We start from the raw sequence: 24,546 nt of genomic DNA on the forward strand, positions 1-24,546 counted from the left end.
GATGAGAAATGAGCACCGCAAAGAATCCCACTGAACGTGTTATGACTGAGCTGGAGCTGAGCTGGTTAACCGCCACGGAAAAGACCGACGCGGGTCTGTTTATCTGGCGCGTTCCAGCCGCAGGCGAATCACTACTTGATGCGTTCATCGCCCTTCAGCAGCATCCGGAGGGGCGTTCCGTACCCGATATATTCCTTGGTCTGTCTACGGCGTTTGAAACCGGTTATGGCTATAGCGATGCACTGTCGCGTGACTTTCTTGAACATTATGACGCCACGCCCGATGCGGCACATTGGGATGGCGATGTGTTGCTGCCCTGCTACACCATTGAACAGCTTTGCGGCCTGTTACAGGACTTCGCCGATCATTTTGCAGAGGATGTACGTTACCTGGTTCTGGTGCTTAAACCCGCTGCCGTAAGTGACGAGAGTGCGTTGATGCGCTGGCTGAAACGCTGGCTGGCTTCCTCCGCGCCTGCGCCGCGTTTACTGCTGATTGATACGCTTGAACAACCGCTTTGGCAGCCACTTCATGACGCGCATCCTGATCGCGTCCAACTGATTGTCGATCAGGTCGATGGCATGAAGGTGATGCATCAAACCGCCCAGCAGCAAAGCGATCCTGATACCGATCGGGCATTGCTGCGGCGTTACCTTGCCGATGCGATGCTCTTGCTGGAAAAAGGGACCGCCCAGCAGGTCGCTGCGCGCGGCAGTCTGGCGTTAGGCATTGCACAGCGGCGAGGCTGGCCTGATCAACAGGCGATGTTGCATAACCTTATTGCGGGCGGCTGGCTGAAAGGCCAGGATCACAATAAGGCCGTCGACCACTATCGTGAGGCGCAAAACGCGTCCAGCAGCGTGGCGGACCCCGTTGTCAAAGGCCAGCTTCGAACGCAGAGTACGTTTGGCGAAGCCGGTGCCTGGTTTTCACATAAAGAGTACGTTCGGGCGGCACAGTGCTACCGGCAGGCCGCGCGTGAGGCAGAGGTAATCCCCCATCCTGTGTTTGCGATTGAGGGCTGGCGCATGACTGGCTTCTGTTTATGGCTCGCCGGACAACGCCCGGCTGCCATGGAAGCCTATGGTAAGGCCGTGCGAGCCGCAGAGAATGTGCCGCTGGCCGAGCGGGGCGAAACCACGCTGCCGCTGGTCTTTCAGGATCTCCTGCGCAGTCACGATAAACGCCGCACAGAGGCGCTTGAAGCCTATGCATCTCGCTGGCAATCCGATAAACAGCGGCTTATTCAGCAGGCCGACGCGAACCTGCCGCCTGTGCCCACCCCATCGCAGGTCCGCCAAACTGACAGCCTGCTGCAACGCCAGCTCGAGGCAACCTTTTTACTTATTCGCGAGGAGCGGGAAACAGTCATCCGCAATGGCGATGACAGTTTTCGCCGTGTCATCCACCTGGCCCGTGAAAAACTGCATCCGCAGTGGAATGGCTTACCTGACATCGCCCATCCTTTTGATGCCCCGCCGGGTGAATGGCAAAGCCTGCCTGCGTGGGGAAGCACTGAACCCTTAGCCACACAACCTGCAGGGAGCAACACATTGTGAAAAACCGCATCATCCTTATTGTCGTCGTCACGGTCCTGGCGCTGCTGTTCTTAAGCCTGTCCGATAGCGGTCTGGCGACGGAAGTCAGAACATTTTTGCGCGCGCTGCTGCGTGCCATTTTCTGAGGCCTGATTCATGCATTCCGGTGCGCACTTTGATCCGCAGCTAGGACTTGACATTCACACCTATACCTGGACTTTACCGACGCCTCACATCGGTATTGTGTTTGATGTGTTTGACTATCTGCCATTGATTGGCACTACGGTGCATGTTAACAGCATCAAACGGGCCAGCGCGGGAACGGGTGGAATGTCGATACATATCCCCGTTGGCGGCGTTTGGGGGCCGCCGTTGCGTGCGCCCGGCGGCCCACAGATTGAAGATGAGCTGTTTATGGGCAGTAAAACGGTTTCGGTGGATGGTGAACCGTTTTCCCGAATTGGCATGCCGGTACTGAGTTGCAATATTGTCGGTATGATTCCCCCGTTTCGCCTCAAGCGCGTCACTAAACCCAAACCGTTGTCCCTGACGCTACCGCTGACGTTTAACCTGGCCATCCCCAACAATGTCATCGTAGGCGGGCCACCAACAATCAATTTGATGGCGCTGCTGATGCGTGCCGGGTTGAGCGGTCTGGGAAAAGGGCTGAAGAAGTTCCGGAAGTCGGTGAAATGGCAAAATTTCATGAAACGCTTTGGCGACTACAGGCGCAAATTGTTTCGTAATATGGAGCCAGGGGTTCTCAAGTGTAAGGTTCTGCGAGCGGAACCGGTCGATATTCGGGATGGCAGCGTCAGTCTTGAACAGCAGGATTTCCTGTTGCCGGGCCGGCTGCCGCTGGCCTGGCATCGGACGTATTCGTCGGCCGATGTTGAAACGGCAGGACTTTGTGGCTATGGCTGGCTGACACCCGCGGATACCCGGCTGGAAATCCTGACTGAAGAGGGCATTGCGCTCTTTATTCAGCCTGACGGGATGACGCTTTTTGCCGCCCTGCCACAGGAAGACGGACGTAAACATGCTGTCATGGGGTTGCCGGATGGCAGCCGCCTGTGGCGAGACAGCGCCCAGGGCCAGGTGACCTGGTGCGTTGAGCAGGAAGCGGGGATCCTGTGGCATTTCACCGGTGCCGATGGGCGGTTACCGATACAGCAATTATCCGATCGTAACGGAAACGGCTGGGCCTTTGAATGGAAGGACGAGATGCTGATTCGGCTTCGCGAATTCAGCCTTAACGGGTTGACCGGACGAGAGGTCCTTGTCACTCATGATAAGGGCCGCCTGAGTAGCTTACGCCTGAACAATGCGCTGGACGGTGACATCACGCCGCTGACGCGCTACGAATATCATGCCAATGGTCAACTTAGCGCCGAAATTGATGCGCTATCGCATCCCCGGCGTTTTGACTATCAACAGTTTTATCTGGTCAGTCACTTTGACCGAAACGGCCAGGGATTTCATTACCAGTACAATCAGGACTGGCGCGTCATTCACGCCTGGGGTGACGGCGGCGTCTGGGACTACCACTTCGCTTACGAACCGCTGCTCAATGAGGTTGAAGTAACGGATTCACTGGGCCACCTCTCACGTATTACGTTTGACGACAATGGTCTGCCGATCGCCGAAATCGAACCCTGTGGCGGAAATACCGTATTTCGTTACGATGACTTTGGTCGAACGGTAGAAGTGATTGAACCGGATGGCAGCATTCATCGGTGGGATTATGACGCGCAGGGTCGCATGATCGCTGAGCATTTACCCGACGGCAGCAGGGTGCAGGCTGTTTACAATGAGGATGGCCTGCCGCTGGCGATCACCGATCAGAAAGGTGCGGTCTGGCACGCCGACTATGACAGCGGTGGCAACCTTATTGCCAGTCGCGATCCGGGCGGTGTGACGGCCCGTTATCAGTTCGATCGGCTTGGCCAACTGACCCAGGCGAATGAGCCGGGTGCACCGCAAACAGAGTATCGTTATGACCGCTTTGGTTTCCTGCTGGTGGTCAGCGTGGCAGGCGCGGGAGAGACGCGTTTCAGGCACAACGTACGTGGGAATTTACTGGAACGTGCTGATGCCAGTAACGGTGTGACCCGTTTTTACTGGGATTCGAAAGATCGCCTCATCGCCACGGTCGACCCGGCGGGTGGCGATGTCCGGATTGAGTATGACCGTGAAGATGAGCCTGTCACGTTTACCGATGAAGTGGGGCAGACCACGCGTTTTTACTATAACGGCACAGGCATGCTCACCGCCTGTGAAACGCCTGATGGTGCCCGGCTGGGTTATGAATACGATCCTGAGGACCGCCTGCTGGCCGTGATTAATCAATCTGGTCAACGCTGGCAGATGGAACGAGATGGGCTTGGACGTGTGACGGCCGAGCAGGATTATTGGGGACAAAAAACGCAGTACCGTTGGGACAAAGGCAGCCGCCTGGCCGCACGTTGCGATCCGCTCGGACGTGAGGTGCACTATGGCTACGATAAAGCCGGGCGCCTGAGTGAACGACGTAGAGGTGATACCTTACAGGCAACGTTCCACTATGATCCCTGCGGAAGGCTGGTGCTCTGCCAGAATCCCTGGCGGCGACTCAGCTGGCGCTACGATGACGCGGGACGGTTACTGACAGAAGATCAGGACGGCTTTCAACTTCGCTACCATTATGACGAGCAGGGACGTTTGCACGAGCGTGAAAGCGACAGTGGCCATCGGGTGGTTTATCGGTACGATGCGTATCAACGTTTACGCACCGTGCAACTCAACACTGATTCGCCGATCACCTTTGATTATGATGCCGCGGGACGGTGTATTCATGAACAGTTGTCAGAGGCATTGACGCGCACCCTGAATTACGACCACCAGGGACGGCTTACGTCACAGCAGGTACTACAAAATGATTTACCGCTGTTTGCCAGTGGCTTTGTCTATGACAAAAGCGGAAATATGACTGCGCGTCACGACAGCCAGTGGGGCAACGATCGCTATCGTTATGACCCTGTGGGCAGGCTGACGGCACATATCACCCCTGACGGGGCACTGCGAAAGTTTGTGCAGGATGCAACAGGTAGCCATTTGCAGACGCAAACCCGTGAGGTTAATGACCGCGCGGAAGGTTGGTTCCGGGAGGGCGTGCATCAGGGCGTTCGTTATGTTTATGATCGTGCCGGTGAGTTACGCCAGCGACGCCGAGTCGCGGGGACAGCGGGTGATCAGGATGAAAAAGAAGATTTCCTCTGGGATGAAAATCGACAACTGATTGCGGTGCGTAAAGGGAACCATCAGGTGCGCTATGGCTATGATGGGCTGGGCCGCCGGGTGTTTAAGCAAACCGACAGCGAAACGCGCTGGTTCTACTGGCAGGAGGACGCGCTGGTGGGCGAAACGCTCACCCGCACACATGAACCTCTGGCCGCGCAGAGTATCTTTGATACAGGCAGTCGCCTTAAGCGACAAAAAGCACAGGCTGCACTGTTCAGCACGATGCGGGAATACGTCTATTATCCCGGCACGTTTCGACCGCTGGCGTTGCTGACGCAACAGGGGGACAGTAAACAAAGCTGGCACTATCACTGCGATCCTAATGGCGCACCAGTCAGACTGACATCCGTTACTGGTGAGATTGTCTGGGCAGAAAAAACCGGTGTCTGGGGTGAAAAAGGCCAAATCTTTGCTGATCAGATCGAAAACCCCCTGCGTTTTCAGGGGCAGTATTTTGATGCCGAGACGGGGTTACATTATAACCGCTATCGGTATTATGACCCTGAGATTGCGGCGTATATCAGTCAGGATCCGATAGGGCTGGCGGGGGGGGTTACTCCCTATCGTTATGCTCCAAATCCATTTGTATGGAGTGATCCACTCGGGCTTACGACGGAGGAAATAAAAACTTTGTTCCATTTCACCGATTTGAAAGGAATGGAGGGTATTAAAAACAGTGGAGTTATCAGGCCTTCCACGGGCGGTGTTCATGCACGTTTTGGAGATGGTCAGTATTTTACTAATGTTCACCCAGATAGGATTGGTGGGCGTACATTAAAAGATTTAGAAGACTCTGGTAAAATATCTTTGGGGCAACTTGCGGCTAACATTTATGGTGATGCAAGAAAGTCTGGTAGTATCACTCATTATATTGAGATTGATGTGACAGGGTTGAATATAACTGAGCCGAGACCGGGTACTTTCTTAGTCAAGAATGACAAAGAACTTGATGTCTCGAACCGAATAGTGAGTAGTGGGAGTTCATGCTAGTGAGTAATAAAAGTTACTACCGTGCGGTTTCAGAATTTTTGAGGGGAGCCGGTGTTGTCTATACTGAATTCATCGGGGAAGTGGCAACCAGACAGATAAGCGTTTTTGAAGGGAATCATTACTCTTCATCTTCTGTCACTGACTGGCATGAAGATATTGGTTACTTACTCTATGATGGCAAAAAAAATGAGTTAGATTTATCTGATTCTGAAGAGATTACAGATGAAAATTTTGAAACCGAATGGAAAAAAACACTCGTCAATGAAGACCAAATAGCCTATATCCATCATCATAGTGGAGATGCATCAATACCATTTAAAGAATCAGTTATTATTTTGCACGTTGTGAATAACCTAGGAAAGTGGGGGAAAGGTTTTGTCCTTTCTTTGTCTAAAAGATATCCGTTGGCAAAAGAAAAATATTTGGCCTCTTCGCGAATTGGGTATAAGATGGGCGATGTGCAATTTATTGAAGTGGATACTCTTAATAGAGTATTTGTAGCGAATATGGTTGCACAGGAAGGAATAAAAAAATCCCAAAGAGACGCTAAAAGATACATTTCATATGAGGCTCTTGAAGAGTGTCTGGAAATTGCAAGTGACTATGCGTTGTGCAATAGATTAGAAGTTCAGATGCCAATGATCGGTGCAGGTCTGGGCGGCGGAGATTGGCAAGTTATTATTGATATTATAAAAGATAAACTGACTTATAAAAAAATACCCTGCCATATTCTAACTTTAGATTAGATGGCAAGAAAGGGCTTTTATCAGCCTTTTCTTTTTTCTCGCTTTTTCCTTTTAATTAAGGTTTTTTATGAGGGTTTAGTTTTCCTTTTTCATGTGAAAAAAAATAATATTACTCTAGTTCATAGTGGCGAAATTTTAATAAGTCGTGCTACTTTGCTATGATTTATTCTGTGATAAATTTTCTTTTTTTGGTGAATTAGCTAAGTCATATTAAAACTAGAGCTGAAAATTAGATGTTAGATATAAATTGGAAAGAAACCTATAAAAAAATGCCGCTAATGCGGCAATTCTTAATTCTATGAGCATTATTATAAATAAATGTTCGGCTGGGTACACTTAAAATACCCCCTCACTCACACCACCGTTTCATTCTCAAGCTTCTGCCTTTTCCGCAGATTCGGAAAGAGCATCATCCAGAGCCCAACCACCACCAGTGTCCCGACGCCGCCAATGACGGCGGCGGGCACCGCGCCCATCCATGCCGCGAGCAGCCCGGATTCAAACTCACCCAATTGATTTGAGGTATTGATAAAGATAGCGTTAACCGCATTGACGCGGCCGCGCATCGTATCCGGTGTATCCAGCTGAACCAGTGCGCCACGGATCACCATGCTCACCATATCGAAACCGCCCAGTGCGGCCAGCGCCAGCAGAGAAAGCCACAGTTTTGTTGAGAGCGCAAACAGCAGCGTCGCCAGGCCAAAACCGGCCACGGAACCAAACATAATCATGCCGACATGTTTTTCCAGCTTATGACGGCTGAGCCAGACACCGACCAACAGGGCACCCACTGACGGCGCACCGCGTAACAGGCCAAGTCCCCATGGCCCGGTGTGCAGAATATCCTGGGCGAAGACAGGGAGCAGGGCGGTCGCCCCGCCCAGTAACACGGCGAACAGGTCGAGCGATATTACGCCCAGAACATCCTTGCGTTCGCGAATAAAGCGCACGCCCATAAACATGTTCGACAGCGTCATCGGCACACGTTCCTGAGGAGGGCGTTCATAACGTAAGCAACCCACCAGTATCAGCGAGAATAAATAAAACAGGGCTGAAACCCCGTAAACCACCTCGGGACCGGCTATATACAGCAGGCCACCCAGCGTTGGCCCGACGATCACCGCCGCCTGACCGCCAACAGAGCTGGCCGCCATGGCGCGCGCCAGAATCGGTGGCGGGACCAGCGCCGGCAACATAGAGGTAATGGCTGGCCATTCCAGGGCTTTCGCCAGCGAAATCAGAAAGACCAGCCCCCAGATTTCAAGTTTGTCTGCCCAGTGCAATAGCGTCAGCGCCACCAGGCCGAGCAGCGCGGCCCACTCAATCAGTTGGCCGATAACCACGATACGGCGGCGGTCGAACTGATCGGCCAGATGTCCTGCCGGCAACGCCAGAAGCACTGAGGGCAGAAACTGCATCAGGCCAATCATGCCTAACGCCATCGCGCTGTGGGTTATTGCATAGATTTGCCAGCTGACGGCCACGGAAAACATCTGAAAACCAAATGAAGAGCAGGTTCGGGCGAGCCAAAACGCCACAAATGACCTGTGTTGCAGCAGCGAGTCTTCGCCTGTTGAAACGCCTGTACGCATCCTGATTCCTGTCCCGAAAAGCCTCGCGGCAAAAGTGATTGCCTCAGTCTGATTGATGACCATGATGCAGTCTGGTTTTTTCTGACTAAAGCATGGCGATGTTACTGCCTGGCGGTCCGCGCGATATTCACGACATGGGCAGCGTCAGTCAGCACAGATAGAGCCCTAAATATTAGCATGCTCAATATTCAGTTTAATAAATCAAAATATCGACAAGATGTGATTTTAACCCGCTGAATAATGGGGAATTGCCGGATTACTTTTTATCATTCACCACAGAAAATGTACGAGCCGATCGGAAGGGACGCGACTTATCAGAGCTATTGGTCTTTCGTCGACGCAGCGATGATAAGATACGATCCAATGTTTTTTGACCGTCAGGCAAAGCCGTGTCAAAAAGCACATAAAGGCGGGCTCGCAGGGCATAACGCTTTTTACGGCGTAAAAGACGTTAAAGCCCGCCTGACTGTTTCATCCATAGTCCGGGCTCATAAGGCGGCGTAAGACGTCAGCAAAGACGTTGGCAGGCTGACTCGACGTCGTCGCAGAAGTCTCCGCCAGGCCTTCGTTTCGCCGTCACTGACGCAAAAGGCGCAGACGGAGGAGATGATGTCCTTGAGTGTGCTACAGTGTTCAGGCACTTTTTTTCCTTGGGTTTTCAGAGGTCCCAGCTAATGACGAATAAACAGGGTGTTTTAATTGTTAACCTTGGAACACCAAAAGAACCCACGACTGCTGCGGTTAAAACATTTTTATCGAAATTTTTGCACGACTACAGAGTGGTCGATTTACCCCGGATCCTGTGGTGCCCGATCCTGCATGGCGTAATTATCCCGCTACGCGCCAAACGCGTGGCCAAATTATACTCCTCTATCTGGATGGACGAAGGTTCACCGCTGATGGTGTACAGCGTCCGTCAGGCGCGCGCACTGGAAGCGCTGACAGGCATGCCTGTTGAGCTGGGCATGAGTTATGGTGAGCCGAGCATCGGGGGCGCTATCGACAGGCTGCTGGCGAAAGGTGTCGATAAAATTATCGTTATTCCTTTGTATCCGCAGTTTTCCTCGTCCACCGTGTCATCCGTTTTCGACAGCGTGAGTCGTCACCTGCAGACGATGAAGAACCGCTACACACCGGCGATCAACTTCATCAACGACTATGCTGATCATCCTGCTTATATCGATGCGTTAAAAACGTCCGTGCTTGAATCGTTTGAGGCCAATGGCGTGCCGGATGCCTTACTGGTCTCCTATCACGGTATACCAGTCAGGTTTTCAAACGAAGGCGACAAATATCAGGAGCGTTGTGCGTTAACGACGAAATTACTCACCGACGCCCTGAACATGCCTTCGCTAAAAGTAGTGATGACCTTCCAGTCACGTTTCGGCAGGGAACCCTGGTTAACGCCTTATACCGATGAAACCATTAAAAATCTGCCTGCGGAAGGCGTGAAAAGCCTGCAGGTAATCAGTCCGGGCTTTGCGGCAGACTGTCTGGAAACGCTGGAAGAACTGGATGAGCAGAACAGGGAAATCTTTATGCATGCGGGCGGGGCGTCCTTTACCTATATTCCTGCGCTCAATGATAAACCTGTTCATATTGAGATGCTGCGCCAGCTGGCGGAGGGCGCGAAATAGCGTGCTGCGGTCCGTCACTTGTTAAAGACCGGTAGCGACAAAGCCAGAATGCGTTCATTCTGGCTTTTTTTTATTAACCTGCAGCATTTTATGATGGCAGATTGCTAAATTTGGCCGTAAAGCACGCGCGGAGAGAAGGCAGAGAAAGGCGATCGGCTGAAAAGCAAAAAGCCTGCTCGTAAGCAGGCTTTTTTAATTCTGGCTCCTCTGACTGGACTCGAACCAGTGACATACGGATTAACAGTCCGCCGTTCTACCGACTGAACTACAGAGGAATCGTGTGAACGAGGCGAATAGTAACGAGGTCGGCTCAGGGTGTCAACAGTATAAAAGCGTTTAGCATTCAACTGGCTAGCTTTAAAGCAATGCGTCTGCAAAGCAGGCGATTTAGTCGTGAGCGGCTCCTGTTCTGCTTAACGGGTCCTGCTGATAAAAGTGCTGAAGATGACGGTACATGGCCGGGAAACGCTCCGCCAGCAGGGCCGGGGCCGTAAAAAAATACTCGGATAATACCGCGAAACACTCTGCCGGATCGCTGGCGGCATAAGGATCGATGCTGGCGGCCTGCTCACCGACACTTTCCACTTCATGTTCAATCCCGGCCATCGCGCTACGCAAATCTTTTTCCCATTGGGCAACCTCACGTAGCGGCATCATTGGCACGCCGCTGGTATAACCGCTACCGCGCGCATCCAGTTTGTGCGCCACTTCATGAATGACCAGGTTGTAGCCGGAAAGATCGAAGGAGTCCTGAATATCCAGCCAGTTGAGCACGACCGGCCCTTGCGTCCAGCTTTGCCCGGCATGGACGGCAGGGGCGTGATGGACCAGGCCATGCTCATCCTGCCACAGGTCATCCACATTGAAAGGCTCGGGATAAATGAGCACTTCGTGAAAGCCGTCCAGCCAGTCGAGCCCCAGCTTCAGCACCGGCAGGCAGAACAGCAAAGCAATGCGCACGGTACGCAGCGTATCAAGCTGACAGCCTTCAAGCGGAACCAGTTTTTTTTGCTGCAGAAAATGCTGAGCCATGGCCTGCAGCGACTGACGTTCATCGTGGTTGAGGAGGGTAAAAATCGGCTGTGTCAGCCCGGCCTGCCAGGGCAGGTCAGTCAGATCCGTATTGCTGTGTGTTTTCCATGGCCATTTAAACATCGTTGGTTCCGCACTGAATGCTGCAATTGCAGAACCCTGAGCGACCAGACAGTAAAATGCCAGCATCAAAACGGCATGCTGGCATCGTCAGGCTTCAGGGATGAAGGAGCAATATTCAACCTGTTAGCAAGGAAATTGTCTGTGATTCAGCCCACAAAGCGCAGGCTAAGTTGATTCGCGCGTGGCACGCTCGAACTCAATAACCCAAACCCACGGGTTAACCTGCCAGCTGGTTGCCCCGTACTGTTTTTGCCAGGCTTTGCGATAGGCTTCTTTAGGCAGTTCAGAATTGACGTTCATGGTAAAGAAGTTGTTCAGGAAGTGCGAGTCGGTCTGCACACCTTCCGCCATAATGTCGTCTTCACTAATATCCTGAATCTGCTCTGCGCGCACATCCGTAATAATCAGGTCGATGCGGCTTGCCCAGCGCGGCATATGAATGGCTGTTTGCCAGCCAAACTGCTCGGCGTCCGGTCCGCCTGACGTATGTTGGCCCAGTTCATTGCTGTCCGCCCGGTACTGGCAAAAGTCCGGCGAGCGAAACGGGGTGGGATCGCGTTCATAATCCGCCAGCGCATGTTCAGGCACGATGGGGCCACGCCAGGTTTCGCGGACCCAGAGCTTGTCGCCAGGCATGCCGTAAGGACAATGATAACGAATGTCGTTCATGGCCATCATTTTGTCACCGTGCAGGTGATTAGCCTGCACATCAAAGGCATGTACCCCTTCATGATGATCCTGGCCTGGACCAAAAGCCTGCGTTTTCATTATGCGCCGGGTTTGGGTTTGTTGGCCAACCAGCAGGGCTCGGACCCGCTGTTCGGAAAAAAGAATCGGCCGCTCTTTCATGGATTACCTCTTTTTATTAGTCGATCCCGGTTACTGCTGAAACAAAAAGGGCACCTAAATGGTGGCAATATCATAAAAAATATAAATCATTATTCCTGATAATTGGCCACCGTGTGGTTCGCTCAGTTGTGATGATTTTTAATCCACCGGACAGGAGTGGATAAAAAAACATCAGCACTGCTGTTAACGCGTATTACCGGACATCTGATAGTGAGAATACAGTACGTTATATCGGCAAAAATAGGAACCTTTTCAGATTTATCCATCTATAATTTTCGCCGCTTTTATTGTTTTTTACATTTTTATTATGACATTAATTCCCTCACTCTGAGATAAAATAGCGCTGATTAATCATTATTAATATTAAACTATTCATCCTGCCTAAAACTGAATCAGTCAAGGCTGAAAAAGCAGCAAATGGCTGTTTTCCTGGTAGCGAATTGCCATAAAAATGATCAGCGTCTCATTTTTAAGAGGAATTTAAAGGTCCCGACCGGCTTTTTCCTTAGCGATGTAAAGAAAATGTCATTAGCCATTCGTTATGATGACAAAGCCTATACGCGTAACAGGTCGTCAATTGAGACGAAAATAACCCTTACAGGAAAAGATTATGTCACTTGCACTTTGGCAGGCTCGCTATGAAACCTGGTTTGAAAAAAACTGGATTCATGATGATGGCGCACACGATATTGCGCATTTACGTCGGGTCTGGATGAGCGCGCAGCGCATTATGGCAGGTACATCTGCCGACCCCCTGATCGTCCTGACTGCCTGCTACTTTCATGATGTGGTGAACTTACCGAAAAACCATCCTGAACGTCATAAGGCTTCCACTTACGCCGCCAGCGAAACGCAGCGTATCCTGCAGCAGGACTTTACGGATTTTCCTGCCGAATTAATCGGTGGAGTGATGCACGCGGTTCAGGCACACAGTTTTAGCGCGGCCATCACGCCCGAAACCCCTGAAGCGAAAATCGTTCAGGATGCCGATCGGCTGGAATCGCTGGGTGCAATCGGGCTGGCCCGGGTGTTTTACACGGCCGGTACGATGAACCGTCCTCTGTTCAACAGTGAAGACCCGCTGGGGAAAGCGCGTGAACTTAATGATGTGAAATGGACACTGGATCACTTTCAAACCAAGCTGTTACGGTTGCCTGAAACGATGCAAACCGAAGCAGGGCGGAGACTCGCAGAACACAACGCGGACTTCCTGGTACGCTATATGGCCAAGTTGTGTGCTGAGCTGCAGGGTAATCTGGTTAGTCTGGATGAGGCAGTACTTCGTGATTTTAGTCCCTTACACGCTGAATATTAAATTTTTATGACAGTATAGGAATCGATACAGTCATCCGGTAGCGTGGAAGCAATAACAAAAAAGGAGTGAGGAAATGACCGAAACTGTTAATTTGACGATTAAAATTGATCCTGCATTGAAAGAACACATTAAACAGCTGGCGCTTGAAAACCAGGTATCAATGAGTCAGGAGATCGTGCAACGTCTGCAGGACAGCCTCGAAGCACCTTCTCAGCCCGCCATCGACAGTCAGAACACGGAAGAAGGCGCGTCGGATGCTTTAAGTTCCAGCGAAATTAAACAACTGCGTATGCTGCTTAAGAAGCAGAGTAAGAAAAAGAAATAATGGTTATCGGTTGTTCTCGCGATGAAAGCCGCCTTTGATAAAGGCGGCTTTTTTATTCAGAGCGCGTATTCAGACGGCAATGCGAAATTGTTGCACGCTTTCGGCCAGGCGTGAGGCCTGATGTTGTAAGGTATCGGCGGTGCGTACCTGCCGCGCCGTAAGCCCCTCGTTAGTATGCAGTTCCTTGTCCAGCTCCACCACTTCGGCGGCAATGCCAGACACGCGGCGACTTTGTGCTGTGGCGTTTTCCTCCAGTTCTTTTAACTGGGTGACCACGGCGCTGACCGACTGGCTGATTTGGTAAAACAAGGCTTCCAGTGACTTCACCTTGTTGAATCCCTCAGAAATATGCAACTGTGTATTGTTCACCAGCCCGTTAATTTGCTGTGCCGACTCGCCGCTTTTATTCGACAGGGTACCCATCTCTTTTGCCACGACGCTAAAGCTGCGTCCATAAACCCCTGCATGCGCTGATTCAATCGCCGCATTCAACGCCAGCAGACGCGTTTGCAGTGAAAGACCGTCCAGCAGCTCGACAATGCCGGCGATTTCCCCTGAGGAATCGACGATGTGGCGCATCTGCACCTCCATTTCATCGACCTGACTGGCGCACTGCTGCATCAGTTCATCCGCGACATGTGCCTGCTGTGCGGCCTGTTGCGAAAACAGCGTACTGTTTTCAACCTCTTCCGAGACACGATGCAGGCGCTGCGAAATATGACTAAAGCTGCTGTTTTGCACCTTATAGTGCTCGCTTACCTGGTCATTGGTATGCTGCATTTCCCGCGCGCCCTCCGCCACGCTGGCGGCTATGGTATTAATTTCTGCCACAATGGTGCGCAGCCCTTGCCGCATATCCGCCACCGCGTTAAACAACCCGGCGGTTTCTAACGATTGCAGACGAGGCGGTTGCGGGCAACTGACTAAGTCGCCAGTGGCGATAGCCTGCAGCTGGCGGCTGGCCAGTCTTAAAGGAATAATCACGCCGCGCAGCAGCAAAACTCCACCCGTCAGCAACAGCGTAAACAGCAGCCCTGTGACCAGCAGCGACAGGTTACGGCTGGTGGTCAGCGTCTCCAGTGTCAGGTTGTTGACGGCAGAAAGCTGTTTGTTGGCCTGGGTGATTTCGTTAAACCAGGCGCTGTTAAACTGCTGCTGATAAGCCTGCATCGGCACCATAAAGAACGCATCGATATTATTGGCTTCCAGGCCTTTAAGCTGCTCTTCAAGGCCCTGGGTTAACATCATGAAACCCTGCTCAAGCTCCCCCTTGGGAACGGCATGGTACTGAGCAAACAGCTGTTCTGCATGCACGAGTGAAGATTTTGCGGTTTCCGCCAGGCTCTTCCAACTGTCCACCGATCCACTTTTCTGATCTTCCATCAGATAAATGCCTGCCCGGTGGCTGTTATCGCTGGCCGTCAGCAGCTCTATGCGAGCGTGATCGAGCAGCGCCAGCCGGTCGCGCATGGCACTCGCCTGCGTCAGGTTCACTTTGGTATGGCTGACCTGCGCGGTCAGCAGAACAATCCCGATGGATTGCAGCAAACAAAACAGCACAACGAACAGCATAAAATTGCCGCGCAGGCTGGTAAGCCAGGTGGGCTCCGGGGGCAGTTTGACGCGATAGCGACGCTTCAGACTGCGCAGGGATAACAACGCGAGAGGTGACATCATTCTACCCATCAAGTGAAAAAGCAGCAGTATTCTGGGCTTGTATGACGAGGTTGTGACAATATCGCCTGGCAGCGGGAAAAGAGGAGAAAGGTTGCGCCTAAGCGCAACTTTTAGCGTGTTTTATGCTGTAAATCGCGGATGTAGGGCAGGAGAAGCTGCGCCACGGCGGCAAAAACGGGGACGACAACGGAATTACCAAACTGTTTATACGCTTGCGTGTCGGAGACCGGAATGCGAAAAGGCTCACTGCCGGCATCATCGAAGCCCATGATGCGTGCGCATTCACGGGGCGTAAGACGACGGGGACGATGCGCCATATTGGTGGCATCAAGGAAATCACGCTCGCCTTTATCCGCGTCCCAGCCGCGATCGATCAAAATCTCAGAGCCATCTTTATAGTAGCGGGCAGACAGGGTGCGCACGCAGCACTGCAGATTGCGCGGATCGTTCAGACCAAAGCCAAAGCCATTCCCCAACGCTTTATGCTTTTTGGCATACTGATACAGATAACGCCACAGCACCGGCGACAGGATGTACTTATCACCAGGTGCGGCTTCCAGCAAACTTTGCAGGCTGGGCACCTGGGCAGGGAAAAAGCGTTTGATGTCGCGCAGGGTAAAATTCTCGCAGCCGGCAATGTCCCGTCGAATGCCCACCAGCACAATACGCTCGCGGTGTTGAGGCAAAAAATGGCGGGCATCAATCACTTTCGGATCCGGTGCACTGGCATCGGCATCCGCGACGGCATAGCCCAGCTCATCCAGCGTGTCCATGATGATGGCAAAGGTCCGGCCTTTGTCATGGCTTTTTAGGTTCTTCACGTTCTCCAGCACGAAGAAGGGCGGTTTTTTGGCGGCAAGAATGCGTGCTACATCAAAAAACAGCGTACCCTGCGCCTGACATTCGAACCCATGCGCCCGACCCAATGCATTCTTCTTACTGACGCCAGCCAGCGAAAAAGGCTGACAAGGAAAGCCTGCCAGCAGCACCTGATGATCGGGGATGGCTGCATCAATGGAGGAGTAGATCGCTGCTTCATCGTTTAGCCCGGCAGGCTGCGTGACCTGGCGGATATCAGTATTGAAGTGGTGCTCAAGCGGATCGCTGTAATGGTTGGCCCGGTACGTGCGAATCGCCTCTTTATTCCACTCACTGGTAAAGACACATTTTCCACCAATGCGCTCAAATCCGCGACGAATCCCCCCGATGCCGGCGAACAGATCAACAAAACGAAACGCAGGTGCATCATAATGTGCAGGACGAGACGGCAATAAGCGTTCGAACAGATCCCGCTCCGCAGTGCTCAGCACGGGCAGTGTGCTTTTACCCTGACGAATACGGTTGATGAGCGTCGGTGACCAGTGCGCAAAGCCGGCCTGATGCAGTCGGGCAACGATATCCCTGACGGAATAGATCGACAGGACCTGGTGTAACAGATTCAGTTCATCGGAATGCAGAGCTGCAGAAAGAAGAGGTTCAGCGGTTGCGACGGCGTGCATGCAAATATCCTTAACAGTGAAGCGCCTATGCTATCACTCCTTGCCCGATGAGGAAATCCGCCTGACGCGGCGGCGGTATGCTGCAAAACACGCGAGTGGGAAAGTCAGGACAGGTAGCACCGGACGTCTGATTACCGTCCGGAAGCGGCAAAAAAATGGCCGCTTTTGTCCAGGTGGCTTTCGCTTTTCAGGACGGCGACTAAAGTTGAATGAGTAGCCTTTAAGGAGATGCTATGGCCGACGTTCACTCCAGCGAAACGCGCAGCAAAAACATGCGCGCCATTCGCCAGCAGGACACTGCGATTGAGCAACGCATCGCACTGTTGCTTAAAGATCGCGGATTCACTTACCGGGTTCAGGACAAAAACCTGCCAGGGCGGCCTGATTTTGTCCTGACCGCTCATCAGGCCATTATCTTTGTGCACGGCTGCTTCTGGCATCGTCATCACTGCTATTTGTTTAAGATACCCGCCACGCGCACCGAGTTCTGGACAGGCAAGATTAACAGCAACGTCGAACGAGACCATCGCTATGTACGGCAGTTACGTGAGAGCGGCTGGAAGGTTCTCATCATCTGGGAATGTGCACTGCGTGGCAAACTCCGTCTCGACGACGACGCGTTGCTTGAACGACTGGAAGAGTGGTTACTGGCGATGAATGACAGTGCTGAAATCGATCATCAGGGCATTCATCATTATCGTGAGCAGGAATGATCGGGCCTTGCTCATCAGTAACATAACATGTTAGATAGACGCTTTTCCGTGACCGGGAGACCGAGATGAGCAGCATAAAACTGACGGTTAAACGTCTCTACCAGATTCGTGATGAGCGCATGGTGAATACCAAAGCCACCGCCAGAATTTATGTGGGCGAAACGCTGGTGGCCACGGAAGAAATTACCGGCATGACGGAAAGCCCGGTCAGTAAATACCTGCATAGCGAAGGACTGGCTGGGCAAGCGGTGCGCGTCGAATGGGATTGTGAGGGCATCGCAGAGATGACGGTAACGGAAATCGAACGATGCCCATGTTGTCAACATAACGAACCGGAATAGTCACAACGCACGCATCGTGTGCCGTTGGGCTTCGTCGAGGATGAGGCTTCCACTGTTTGCGATGTAAGTCGTTGTCGATGACCGAATAAGGGACATATTTTGGCAGGAACCAGTTTATTAACGTTGCTGGATGATATCGCCACGCTGCTGGATGATATCTCTGTAATGGGCAAAGTCGCGGCAAAGAAGACGGCGGGCGTTCTGGGTGACGATCTGTCACTGAATGCGCAACAGGTCAGTGGCGTAAAAGCCAATCGCGAACTGCCGGTCGTGTGGGGCGTGGCCAAAGGCTCGTTTCTGAACAAGCTGATTTTGGTGCCGCTGGCGCTGATTATCTCGGCATTTGCGCCGTGGTTAATCACGCCGCTGTTGATGATTGGCGGCGCTTACCTTTGTTATGAAGGTGTCGAGAAAGTGCTGCACAGCCTGCAACACGACAAGCAGCAAAATTCACCAGAGGCCCGTCAGCAGCGTCTGGATAATCTGGCAAAGCAGGATCCGCGTGAATTTGAAAAGAAAAAGGTTAAAGGGGCTGTGCGCACAGATTTCATTTTGTCCGCCGAAATCGTCGCGATTACGCTGGGCATCGTTTCGGAAGCACCGCTGCTGAATCAGGTTCTGATCCTGGCGGGCATTGCCATTCTGGTCACGATTGGCGTTTACGGTATTGTGGCGGGCATCGTGAAAATCGATGATCTGGGATTCTGGTTAAAGCAAAAATCGTCACGGGTGGCCCAGTCAGTTGGTGCCGTGCTGCTGGCCGCGGCACCCTGGCTGATGAAAATATTAACCGTGGTGGGCACGCTGGCCATGTTCCTGGTGGGAGGGGGCATCATTGTTCACGGGATAACGCCTTTGCACCACTTTATTGAAAATGCTATCGCTCCGTTTAGCGGTCTGGTATCAGGGCTGCTGAGTAACGGCGCTAACCTGGTGATTGGTTTTATCATTGGGTCGATCGTGCTTTTAGTGGTTAACCTTATTGCCAAACTGCGTGGGTAATCGGTATAACAGCGCCTTCTTTTACGCGTTCTGGGGAGAAAACAATGAGCGACGATATGTTTGAATTCGATATAGATGCTCAGTTAGAGCAGGCCGAAGCCAAGGCAGAAAAAAAGGCGGCCGAAGTGCCTGACGACCTGAGTGACGAAGCGGATTGCGAAGGCTGCAAAATCTGATTCATCCTCCCTCTGAAGCGGATAGCCTCTTATCCGCTTTATTCCTTTCCAGGATAACCTTCTACTTTATTCTGAATTTGCCCTTTTTCTGCGCGCCTTAACAGCAGCAACTTTTTTACCATGCTATAAATAAATATTAAGAATTAATGTCAATGGATAAAGAGGGCGCAACATGGTTTTTGCAATCAGTGATGAAGTGCAGCATAAGGACGGCGGGCAAACGATGGTGGTGACCGGTCATGCCAGTGGCATGGTAGAGTGTCGCTGGTATGATGGTTATGCGGTCAGAAGCGAGGCGTTTCGGACAGACGAGCTCAGCCACACCCGTGAGTCACAACCGCAGTTAACGTCCTGATCGCAGATGACCGGGCCGGTGTTGTACACCTGGCCCGTCTGTCTTCCTTCCAGGCATCACGTCACGTAATAGCCTGTCTTCCACCTATGGCACGCTAGACGTTACCGTCATTATCCTCTTCTACCGCCTTGTAAATTCGTTGCAGTATATCCGGGAAGGCAGACTGAACCCGACTCCAGCTTGGGATAAACGGCTTGTCATTTGGGCGTTCTATAAAGGACTGACCCGCATCCAGGATAGCCTGGGTAAACATCTCGACCGCAGCCTCTTCCACGTGCTGATCGAATTTCAGTCCGTTCATGGCGGCCTCATGATTGTAGATTTCCATCATATCTAACGCGTTGCGATAGTAGGTGGCTTTCAGCACGCGGAAGGAGTCACTGGTGAGCGGCACGCCCATGGTGGCAAGTTTACGTAAAAGCGACTGAACAATATCGTTGCTCATGCGCTTCAGGCCGCCTGTTCCGTCATCCTCTGCCAGCGGTTGATGCTTGTGGTCATAATTATCCGCAATCTCAACCTGGCACGACTGGCGTGTGGTGTAATTGCGATAGATCTCGGAGAGCACGCCAATCTCCAGGCCCCAGTCACCCGGAATTTTAATCCCGTTAAGGACATGAGTACGCATGGCGAACTCGCCGGAGAGCGGGTAACGGAAACTGGAGAGGTAATCAAGGTATTCCGAGTGACCATACACTTTTTGCAGGGAACGCAGCAGCGGCCCGACTAATAAACGGCCCACGCGACCATTGAGTTTGCCGTCGGCGACGCGCGCATAAAACCCTTTACAAAACTCATACTGAAACGCGGGATTCGCCAGCGGATAAAGCAGACGTGCCAGCATACCGCGCTCATAGGTAACAATATCGCAATCGTGTAGCGCGACACAGCTGGTGCGGTCGGAGGCCAGCGTATAGCCGGTGCAGAACCAGACGTTACGCCCTTTGCCCGGATTCGTCGGCGACAAACCTTCTTTGTCCAGTTCCGCGTCGATCGCCTTCAGGCGGGGACCATCATTCCATAAGATCCGATGGCGCTGCGGCAGGCGAGAAAAGAACTCGCGGGCATGGAGGAACTGATCGCGATCGGCCCGGTCCAGGCCGATGACAATTTCATTCAGATACGGCACTTTGGCCAGTTCATCGACGATTTTGCTCAGTGCCGGTCCTTCCAGCTCAGAAAACAGGGAGGGCAGAATTAACCCCATTTTGCGTTTACGCGCAAAACGCACCATTTCTTTTTCCAGCGATTCGACGCTGCGGTGCGTGAGATTATGAAAGTTAGTAATTACGCCATTCTGAAAGAAATCACTCATTGCATCATCCTTATGGGGTTGCCCGAGGAACCACAGCCGTTCATGGCTGCGTTAAAAAATGGTCCAGACCTTCGCGCCAGCCTTCAGGGCCGTGATGCGTTGTATGATAAACCTGCCCATCATTACGCGTTAACGTGACAGGGTTTTTGCTGAAGCCTTTAATCACGATGGCATAATCGACCGCATCGAGCATAGGTGCATCGTTAGGGCCATCACCCAGTCCAATCGTGATCAAATCCTGATGGCTGTAATGCGACAGTAATTTATGCAGGGCATGGCCTTTTCCGCTTCGGGCCGGCATCACGTGCCAGAAGCGGCCGCCCTGGGTAAGCGTCAAATGGTAGTCAGCCAGCGCATGGCGAAAACGGTCTAACGCCTCGTCGGTATCGCGCCAGACGATAACTTCGGAGGCATCGCGCTGGCGGGCGAGCGCGGCCTCGGCTTCCGGTAAACCTGTCATTGCCGACACGTCGCTGTCGCTAAAATCCTGAAAGCCGCTAAAGCGGAACTGCTGTTTCAGCGCGCTAAGAATCCGACAGATGGCGACGTAGTTCAGCTTATCGTCAGGGATACGAACGGGTTTGTCCTCACGGAGATAGAGAACCGCGCCGTTTTCGGCGATAAACGGCGTACCGCTAATCCCGATTTTTCGTTGCAGCGGCAGAATTTCCGCCGCCGTCTTGCTGGAGCAAATCACCACAGGAACCTGATGCTGGCTGAAGGTCTCCAGCCATGCTGTGGCGGCATCCCAGTTGTAGTCGTGGTGGTCAAGCAGCGATCCATCGAGGTCGGTCACGATCATCAGCGATTCATTCAGGTTGGGCATCCAGGTCTCCTCCACACGGCTCACGTTAGCCACGGCATCTGTTTAGTGTAGTTGAGTCCTGAAAAGGCCCGAGGTTCCGTACTCATGCAGACAGAACCAGGAGGATTCTTAAAACCCGATAGGACAAAAAGCGGGAGCGGTCAGAATGTGCACGACGCATGGCGCGCACGCTGTGGCTTGCGTAGGCAGGAGGAGAGCAGGAGCAGAATAAGATGAGCGAAACGTGCATCGCAGAAGCTTGTTTTCATTACCGGAACAGCTACTCTGAGAAAGCAGTATGTCTTCCCTGGTGTAACGATTTGAATACTTGCCTGGCCTGTGCCGGGTATTTTTTTGCCTGCTATTCCGCCCGGCGAGCGATCCCGCTAGCGATTGATCTCACTGTAGCGGCAATCGTGAATGTCCATCTCACACTGCTCCGCAGGTTCACGGCACGGGGCTGTCGGCCCGCCAGCATTTTTTTCAGCCTGCGCAACCTGAGGCGAAAAATAGTCCTGTACCTGTCCTGCCGTGTCACGCTGGATGGCATGAAGAAGCGCATCCATTTCACTGTCCCGATCACTTTGGTTTTCATCTGAAGCGAGAAAATGCGTCATAGTCTGCCTCCAAAGAGCAACGTGAATACTGAGTATAGAACGGCGGGCTGACAGCAGGGAAGGGTAAAAAAAAGCCCGCGCTGCGCGGGCAAAATAATCCTTGTTACTTTGGGTGTGTTGTTTTCCTGGGGTAGGAAAGCAACGCAATGAAGTGTAACGATTCTCGTGTTAAACGTCCGGCTGTGAAGTGTCAGGAAAACGAAAAAAACCCTGACTCAGATTTACCTGACTTTTCCTGTAACCCTTCAGAAAACGGCTATATTGGTAAGCAAAACGGTTTTTCTCAGTACCTAAAGGAATGGTTATGGACTTACTTCGAATTCTTATCGCTATTTTACTTCCACCACTGGGCGTTTTCCTGCAGGTCGGTTTTGGCGGCGCGTTCTGGCTGAACATTTTACTGACCTTGTGCGGCTACATTCCCGGCATCGTCCACGCCGTGTGGGTGATTGCCCGCCGTTAATGCCTGCATTCGTCCTACGCTTCCATTACACTGTTATCAGGAACGTTTCTGGAGAGTAACAGATGAAGGTAGACGATCGCGTAAGCGTTAAAACCGACGGTGGACCCCGGCGAATCGGTACGATCCTGGCGGTAGAACCTTTTAACGAAGGGACGATGTTTTTGGTGGCGCTGGACGATTATCCGCAGGGGATCTGGTTTTTTAACGAGAATAATCACCGGGACGGCGTTTTTGTCGAGCCCTGGGTTCCCGCCTGATTATCGGTCAGTCTGATGAAAACGCCCGCGATGTCTGAGGATGTCGCGGGCGTTTACTTTTATCTGTCCTGTCACAAATGTCACAGGACAGGGGCGTCCGCTTGGGTCAGAACGTTTCCCAGTTTTCATGACCAGAGGTAGTGGCTACCGGACGTAGCACGGGTGAGCTCGCTTTCGGTGCCACGTTTTTAACATCGGGAGTTTTCGCGACCGGTGTGTCGACTAAGCGAAATGCGGAAACCGCTTTCGTCAGTTTACCCGCCTGATCTTCCAGTGATGCCGCCGCCGCTGAGGCTTCTTCAACCAGCGAGGCGTTCTGCTGGGTCACGTTATCCATTTCCGTTACCGCCTGGCTCACCTGCTGAATACCGCGGCTTTGTTCATCCGAGGCGGCAGCAATCTCAGACATGATATCGGTCACGCGACGCACCGCTTCGACAATTTCACCCATCGTACTGCCGGCCTCGCCAACCTGATGCGAGCCACTGCTGACTAACTTTACAGACTCGGCAATCAGGGATTCAATTTCCTTCGCGGCCTGGGCGCTGCGTTGTGCCAGACTACGGACTTCACTCGCAACAACCGCAAAGCCACGTCCTTGCTCCCCTGCGCGCGCCGCTTCGACGGCGGCGTTCAGCGCCAGAATATTGGTCTGGAAAGCGATGCTGTTAATCACATTGGTGATCTCAGCAATTTTCTTCGAGCTGCCAGAAATATCGTTCATGGTTTTCACTACACCACTGACCATGTCGCCACCGTTGCGTGCTTTATCTGATGCATCGGCTGCCAGTTGGCTGGCATGGTGCGCGTTATCGGCGTTCTGTTTCACCGTCGCCGTTAACTGCTCCATGCTGGCTGCGGTCTGCTCAAGGGCGGCGGCTTGCTGCTCCGTCCGCGAGGAAAGGTCGGTGTTACCGGCTGAAATTTCACTGGAGCCTTGATAAATGGCGATAGCGCCTTCACGCACCGTACCGACCGTTTTGACTAACGATTCCTGCATGCGCTGCAGATTATCCAGCAGTAAGCCGATTTCGTTACGACCGTGCGGTACTGAAGGGGCGGTTAAGTCACCCTGAGCGATACGCTCGATATGGGCAACCGATTTGCGTAAAGGCGTGATCACGACCCGACGGAGAAAAACAAAGGTCAGCAGCACCAGCACCAGCGCAGCCACAAACGCACCACCCATGGAAATAAAACCAATACGTGACTGTTCGGCAGCCTTGGCGTTAATGAAATCAGAACGGATATCCCGAAGTTTGATCGCCTTGACCAGCACAGCGTTATAAGCGTTATCCAGTTTACGCGTGGTGTCGGTTTCCTGGGCAATGATGCTTTCAAAACTGCCCTGTTTACCGGCATCAATCATCGGCTTCAGGCCTTTTTGAACATACTCTTTGAAGCGAGTAGTGAGCTCTTCATCCAGCCTGACGTCTTCGGGGGTTTTATTCTTGCGGTTCAGGTAGACGTTGAGGCCATTTTCAGCCTGCTTAATACGCTCATCCGTTGCGGCAAGGTTGGCATTGAAATCATCCATCTCACCAATACGCGCGGCCGCACCGGCCTGGATGATATTCAGTCGGGCAGAGCGGAGGTTTGAGGAGCTGTCGATCAGACCGTTGCGGACCTGAATTTCCTCAGTCGCATCTTTCAACGACTGATTACTCAGGATGAGGAAGTAGCTGGAAATGCCTATACAGAGTGCGAACAAAAATAATATCCCGCCGAAAATCAAACTAAACAGCGGGACCAGTCTGAGATTTTGCCAAAAACTGACGTTGTGATGTCCTTCATTAATCAGCGTTGTGTTCATTTCCTTGCTCTCTTAAGGGGGCCTGATGAAAAAAACATCGGCAGGAGCAGGAAAAGGTTTATGCTGAAAATTGAGATCTTGATCGCT

General features: G+C 52.3%; 23 protein-coding genes and 1 tRNA gene. 14 read left to right on the top strand and 10 right to left on the bottom strand.

The genetic code is table 11. From position 1 onward, the window contains the following. Positions 1-8: 8 nt before the first annotated feature. Genes C1N59_RS08235 through C1N59_RS08250 form a run of 4 tightly spaced genes read left to right on the top strand, consistent with a single transcriptional unit; the run spans position 9 to position 6,553 of the window. Positions 9-1,559: a hypothetical protein gene (locus C1N59_RS08235; RefSeq protein WP_054687629.1), complete on the top strand. Its 1,551-nt coding sequence runs from the start codon at positions 9-11 to the stop codon at positions 1,557-1,559. Beyond that, complete coding sequence (locus tag C1N59_RS08240) at positions 1,556-1,684, top strand: hypothetical protein (RefSeq protein ID WP_096010432.1); 129 nt, start codon at positions 1,556-1,558, stop codon at positions 1,682-1,684. The genes C1N59_RS08235 and C1N59_RS08240 overlap by 4 nt, the downstream gene beginning before the upstream one ends. A 10-nt stretch (positions 1,685-1,694) precedes the next feature. Continuing rightward, positions 1,695-5,807 carry an RHS repeat-associated core domain-containing protein gene (locus tag C1N59_RS08245; protein WP_394550543.1) on the top strand — a complete coding sequence of 1,371 codons (4,113 nt, stop codon included), beginning with the start codon at positions 1,695-1,697 and terminating at the stop codon, positions 5,805-5,807. Then, entirely contained in the window at positions 5,801-6,553 is a 753-nt protein-coding gene (locus C1N59_RS08250; protein ID WP_054687633.1) for a macro domain-containing protein, read from the top strand. The genes C1N59_RS08245 and C1N59_RS08250 overlap by 7 nt, the downstream gene beginning before the upstream one ends. 353 nt (positions 6,554-6,906) lie before the next feature. On the opposite strand, the gene C1N59_RS08255 is transcribed toward C1N59_RS08250, so the two are convergent. Beyond that, positions 6,907-8,145: an MFS transporter gene (locus C1N59_RS08255; protein ID WP_054687634.1), complete on the bottom strand. Its 1,239-nt coding sequence runs from the start codon at positions 8,143-8,145 to the stop codon at positions 6,907-6,909. A gap of 674 nt (positions 8,146-8,819) precedes the next feature. Between C1N59_RS08255 and hemH the strand changes: the two genes are divergently transcribed. Beyond that, a complete protein-coding gene (hemH, locus tag C1N59_RS08260; protein WP_394550544.1) occupies positions 8,820-9,782 on the top strand; it encodes a ferrochelatase in 963 nt (320 codons plus the stop codon). A 199-nt stretch (positions 9,783-9,981) separates the two neighbouring features. On the opposite strand, the gene C1N59_RS08265 is transcribed toward hemH, so the two are convergent. The 3 genes from C1N59_RS08265 to C1N59_RS08275 all read right to left on the bottom strand — a co-directional run bounded on the left by C1N59_RS08265 (position 9,982) and on the right by C1N59_RS08275 (position 11,786). Next, positions 9,982-10,057: transfer RNA gene (locus tag C1N59_RS08265), tRNA-Asn, on the bottom strand. A 112-nt stretch (positions 10,058-10,169) separates the two neighbouring features. After that, entirely contained in the window at positions 10,170-10,937 is a 768-nt protein-coding gene (mtfA, locus tag C1N59_RS08270) for a DgsA anti-repressor MtfA (RefSeq protein WP_394550545.1), read from the bottom strand. 165 nt (positions 10,938-11,102) lie between these two features. Beyond that, the gene (locus C1N59_RS08275) at positions 11,103-11,786 is read right to left on the bottom strand and encodes an ASCH domain-containing protein (protein ID WP_033742103.1); all 684 of its coding nucleotides are present in this window, start codon (positions 11,784-11,786) and stop codon (positions 11,103-11,105) included. 610 nt (positions 11,787-12,396) lie between these two features. Here C1N59_RS08275 and C1N59_RS08280 point away from each other — a divergent pair. Together C1N59_RS08280 and C1N59_RS08285 are read left to right on the top strand one after the other, a co-directional pair. Continuing rightward, positions 12,397-13,101 carry a phosphohydrolase gene (locus tag C1N59_RS08280; protein WP_039338268.1) on the top strand — a complete coding sequence of 235 codons (705 nt, stop codon included), beginning with the start codon at positions 12,397-12,399 and terminating at the stop codon, positions 13,099-13,101. Positions 13,102-13,174: 73 nt separating this feature from the next. After that, on the top strand, positions 13,175-13,426 hold the full coding sequence (locus C1N59_RS08285; protein ID WP_394550546.1) for an Arc family DNA-binding protein: 252 nt from the start codon (positions 13,175-13,177) through the stop codon (positions 13,424-13,426). Positions 13,427-13,495: 69 nt separating this feature from the next. Here the strand turns inward: C1N59_RS08285 and C1N59_RS08290 are convergent, their stop codons facing one another. After that, positions 13,496-15,112, bottom strand: a complete 1,617-nt coding sequence (locus C1N59_RS08290) for a methyl-accepting chemotaxis protein (RefSeq protein WP_394550805.1) — start codon at positions 15,110-15,112, stop codon at positions 13,496-13,498. A 101-nt stretch (positions 15,113-15,213) separates the two neighbouring features. Further along, positions 15,214-16,602, bottom strand: coding sequence for a DNA (cytosine-5-)-methyltransferase (gene dcm / locus C1N59_RS08295; RefSeq protein ID WP_394550547.1), 1,389 nt, complete (start codon positions 16,600-16,602; stop codon positions 15,214-15,216). A 233-nt stretch (positions 16,603-16,835) separates the two neighbouring features. Between dcm and C1N59_RS08300 the strand changes: the two genes are divergently transcribed. The 5 genes from C1N59_RS08300 (at position 16,836) to C1N59_RS08320 (ending at position 19,189) form a co-directional block, all read left to right on the top strand. Continuing rightward, positions 16,836-17,315: a very short patch repair endonuclease gene (locus C1N59_RS08300; protein ID WP_058701674.1), complete on the top strand. Its 480-nt coding sequence runs from the start codon at positions 16,836-16,838 to the stop codon at positions 17,313-17,315. Between the two features lie 65 nt (positions 17,316-17,380). Further along, positions 17,381-17,656, top strand: coding sequence for a hypothetical protein (locus tag C1N59_RS08305; RefSeq protein ID WP_006119595.1), 276 nt, complete (start codon positions 17,381-17,383; stop codon positions 17,654-17,656). 99 nt (positions 17,657-17,755) lie between these two features. Continuing rightward, positions 17,756-18,658, top strand: coding sequence for a DUF808 domain-containing protein (locus C1N59_RS08310; RefSeq protein WP_054633597.1), 903 nt, complete (start codon positions 17,756-17,758; stop codon positions 18,656-18,658). A 44-nt stretch (positions 18,659-18,702) separates the two neighbouring features. Next, the gene (locus C1N59_RS08315; RefSeq protein WP_006119592.1) at positions 18,703-18,834 is read left to right on the top strand and encodes a hypothetical protein; all 132 of its coding nucleotides are present in this window, start codon (positions 18,703-18,705) and stop codon (positions 18,832-18,834) included. 172 nt (positions 18,835-19,006) lie between these two features. After that, complete coding sequence (locus tag C1N59_RS08320; RefSeq protein WP_033742091.1) at positions 19,007-19,189, top strand: YodC family protein; 183 nt, start codon at positions 19,007-19,009, stop codon at positions 19,187-19,189. A gap of 94 nt (positions 19,190-19,283) precedes the next feature. On the opposite strand, the gene C1N59_RS08325 is transcribed toward C1N59_RS08320, so the two are convergent. The 3 genes from C1N59_RS08325 to C1N59_RS08335 all read right to left on the bottom strand — a co-directional run bounded on the left by C1N59_RS08325 (position 19,284) and on the right by C1N59_RS08335 (position 21,926). Then, entirely contained in the window at positions 19,284-20,504 is a 1,221-nt protein-coding gene (locus C1N59_RS08325; protein ID WP_033742089.1) for a glycosyltransferase family protein, read from the bottom strand. Positions 20,505-20,544: 40 nt separating this feature from the next. Next, a complete protein-coding gene (locus tag C1N59_RS08330) occupies positions 20,545-21,330 on the bottom strand; it encodes a mannosyl-3-phosphoglycerate phosphatase-related protein (RefSeq protein WP_054633598.1) in 786 nt (261 codons plus the stop codon). Between the two features lie 365 nt (positions 21,331-21,695). Next, positions 21,696-21,926, bottom strand: coding sequence for a DUF2525 domain-containing protein (locus C1N59_RS08335; protein ID WP_033742085.1), 231 nt, complete (start codon positions 21,924-21,926; stop codon positions 21,696-21,698). A gap of 304 nt (positions 21,927-22,230) precedes the next feature. Between C1N59_RS08335 and C1N59_RS08340 the strand changes: the two genes are divergently transcribed. Both C1N59_RS08340 and dsrB read left to right on the top strand, forming a co-directional pair. Then, positions 22,231-22,389, top strand: coding sequence for a YqaE/Pmp3 family membrane protein (locus tag C1N59_RS08340; protein ID WP_006119587.1), 159 nt, complete (start codon positions 22,231-22,233; stop codon positions 22,387-22,389). Positions 22,390-22,451: 62 nt separating this feature from the next. Continuing rightward, positions 22,452-22,646 (top strand): protein DsrB, encoded by a 195-nt coding sequence (dsrB, locus tag C1N59_RS08345; protein ID WP_006119586.1) that lies wholly within the window; start codon positions 22,452-22,454, stop codon positions 22,644-22,646. A gap of 106 nt (positions 22,647-22,752) precedes the next feature. Here the strand turns inward: dsrB and C1N59_RS08350 are convergent, their stop codons facing one another. Continuing rightward, positions 22,753-24,459: a methyl-accepting chemotaxis protein gene (locus C1N59_RS08350; protein ID WP_394550548.1), complete on the bottom strand. Its 1,707-nt coding sequence runs from the start codon at positions 24,457-24,459 to the stop codon at positions 22,753-22,755. Positions 24,460-24,546: the final 87 nt, after the last annotated feature.

It is taken from the genome of Pantoea sp. SGAir0183, from assembly GCF_043545505.1.

What these genes read in the sequence shown, in the direction of transcription:
- C1N59_RS08235 (WP_054687629.1), top strand. Translation starts at nt 9, where the DNA reads ATGAGCACCGCAAAGAATCCCACTGAACGTGTTATGACTGAGCTGGAG.
- C1N59_RS08245 (WP_394550543.1), top strand. Translation starts at nt 1,695, where the DNA reads ATGCATTCCGGTGCGCACTTTGATCCGCAGCTAGGACTTGACATTCAC.
- C1N59_RS08250 (WP_054687633.1), top strand. Translation starts at nt 5,801, where the DNA reads ATGCTAGTGAGTAATAAAAGTTACTACCGTGCGGTTTCAGAATTTTTG.
- C1N59_RS08255 (WP_054687634.1), bottom strand. Translation starts at nt 8,145, where the DNA reads ATGCGTACAGGCGTTTCAACAGGCGAAGACTCGCTGCTGCAACACAGG.
- hemH (WP_394550544.1), top strand. Translation starts at nt 8,820, where the DNA reads ATGACGAATAAACAGGGTGTTTTAATTGTTAACCTTGGAACACCAAAA.
- mtfA (WP_394550545.1), bottom strand. Translation starts at nt 10,937, where the DNA reads ATGTTTAAATGGCCATGGAAAACACACAGCAATACGGATCTGACTGAC.
- C1N59_RS08275 (WP_033742103.1), bottom strand. Translation starts at nt 11,786, where the DNA reads ATGAAAGAGCGGCCGATTCTTTTTTCCGAACAGCGGGTCCGAGCCCTG.
- C1N59_RS08280 (WP_039338268.1), top strand. Translation starts at nt 12,397, where the DNA reads ATGTCACTTGCACTTTGGCAGGCTCGCTATGAAACCTGGTTTGAAAAA.
- C1N59_RS08285 (WP_394550546.1), top strand. Translation starts at nt 13,175, where the DNA reads ATGACCGAAACTGTTAATTTGACGATTAAAATTGATCCTGCATTGAAA.
- C1N59_RS08290 (WP_394550805.1), bottom strand. Translation starts at nt 15,112, where the DNA reads ATGGGTAGAATGATGTCACCTCTCGCGTTGTTATCCCTGCGCAGTCTG.
- dcm (WP_394550547.1), bottom strand. Translation starts at nt 16,602, where the DNA reads ATGCACGCCGTCGCAACCGCTGAACCTCTTCTTTCTGCAGCTCTGCAT.
- C1N59_RS08300 (WP_058701674.1), top strand. Translation starts at nt 16,836, where the DNA reads ATGGCCGACGTTCACTCCAGCGAAACGCGCAGCAAAAACATGCGCGCC.
- C1N59_RS08305 (WP_006119595.1), top strand. Translation starts at nt 17,381, where the DNA reads ATGAGCAGCATAAAACTGACGGTTAAACGTCTCTACCAGATTCGTGAT.
- C1N59_RS08315 (WP_006119592.1), top strand. Translation starts at nt 18,703, where the DNA reads ATGAGCGACGATATGTTTGAATTCGATATAGATGCTCAGTTAGAGCAG.
- C1N59_RS08320 (WP_033742091.1), top strand. Translation starts at nt 19,007, where the DNA reads ATGGTTTTTGCAATCAGTGATGAAGTGCAGCATAAGGACGGCGGGCAA.
- C1N59_RS08325 (WP_033742089.1), bottom strand. Translation starts at nt 20,504, where the DNA reads ATGAGTGATTTCTTTCAGAATGGCGTAATTACTAACTTTCATAATCTC.
- C1N59_RS08330 (WP_054633598.1), bottom strand. Translation starts at nt 21,330, where the DNA reads ATGCCCAACCTGAATGAATCGCTGATGATCGTGACCGACCTCGATGGA.
- C1N59_RS08335 (WP_033742085.1), bottom strand. Translation starts at nt 21,926, where the DNA reads ATGACGCATTTTCTCGCTTCAGATGAAAACCAAAGTGATCGGGACAGT.
- C1N59_RS08340 (WP_006119587.1), top strand. Translation starts at nt 22,231, where the DNA reads ATGGACTTACTTCGAATTCTTATCGCTATTTTACTTCCACCACTGGGC.
- dsrB (WP_006119586.1), top strand. Translation starts at nt 22,452, where the DNA reads ATGAAGGTAGACGATCGCGTAAGCGTTAAAACCGACGGTGGACCCCGG.
- C1N59_RS08350 (WP_394550548.1), bottom strand. Translation starts at nt 24,459, where the DNA reads ATGAACACAACGCTGATTAATGAAGGACATCACAACGTCAGTTTTTGG.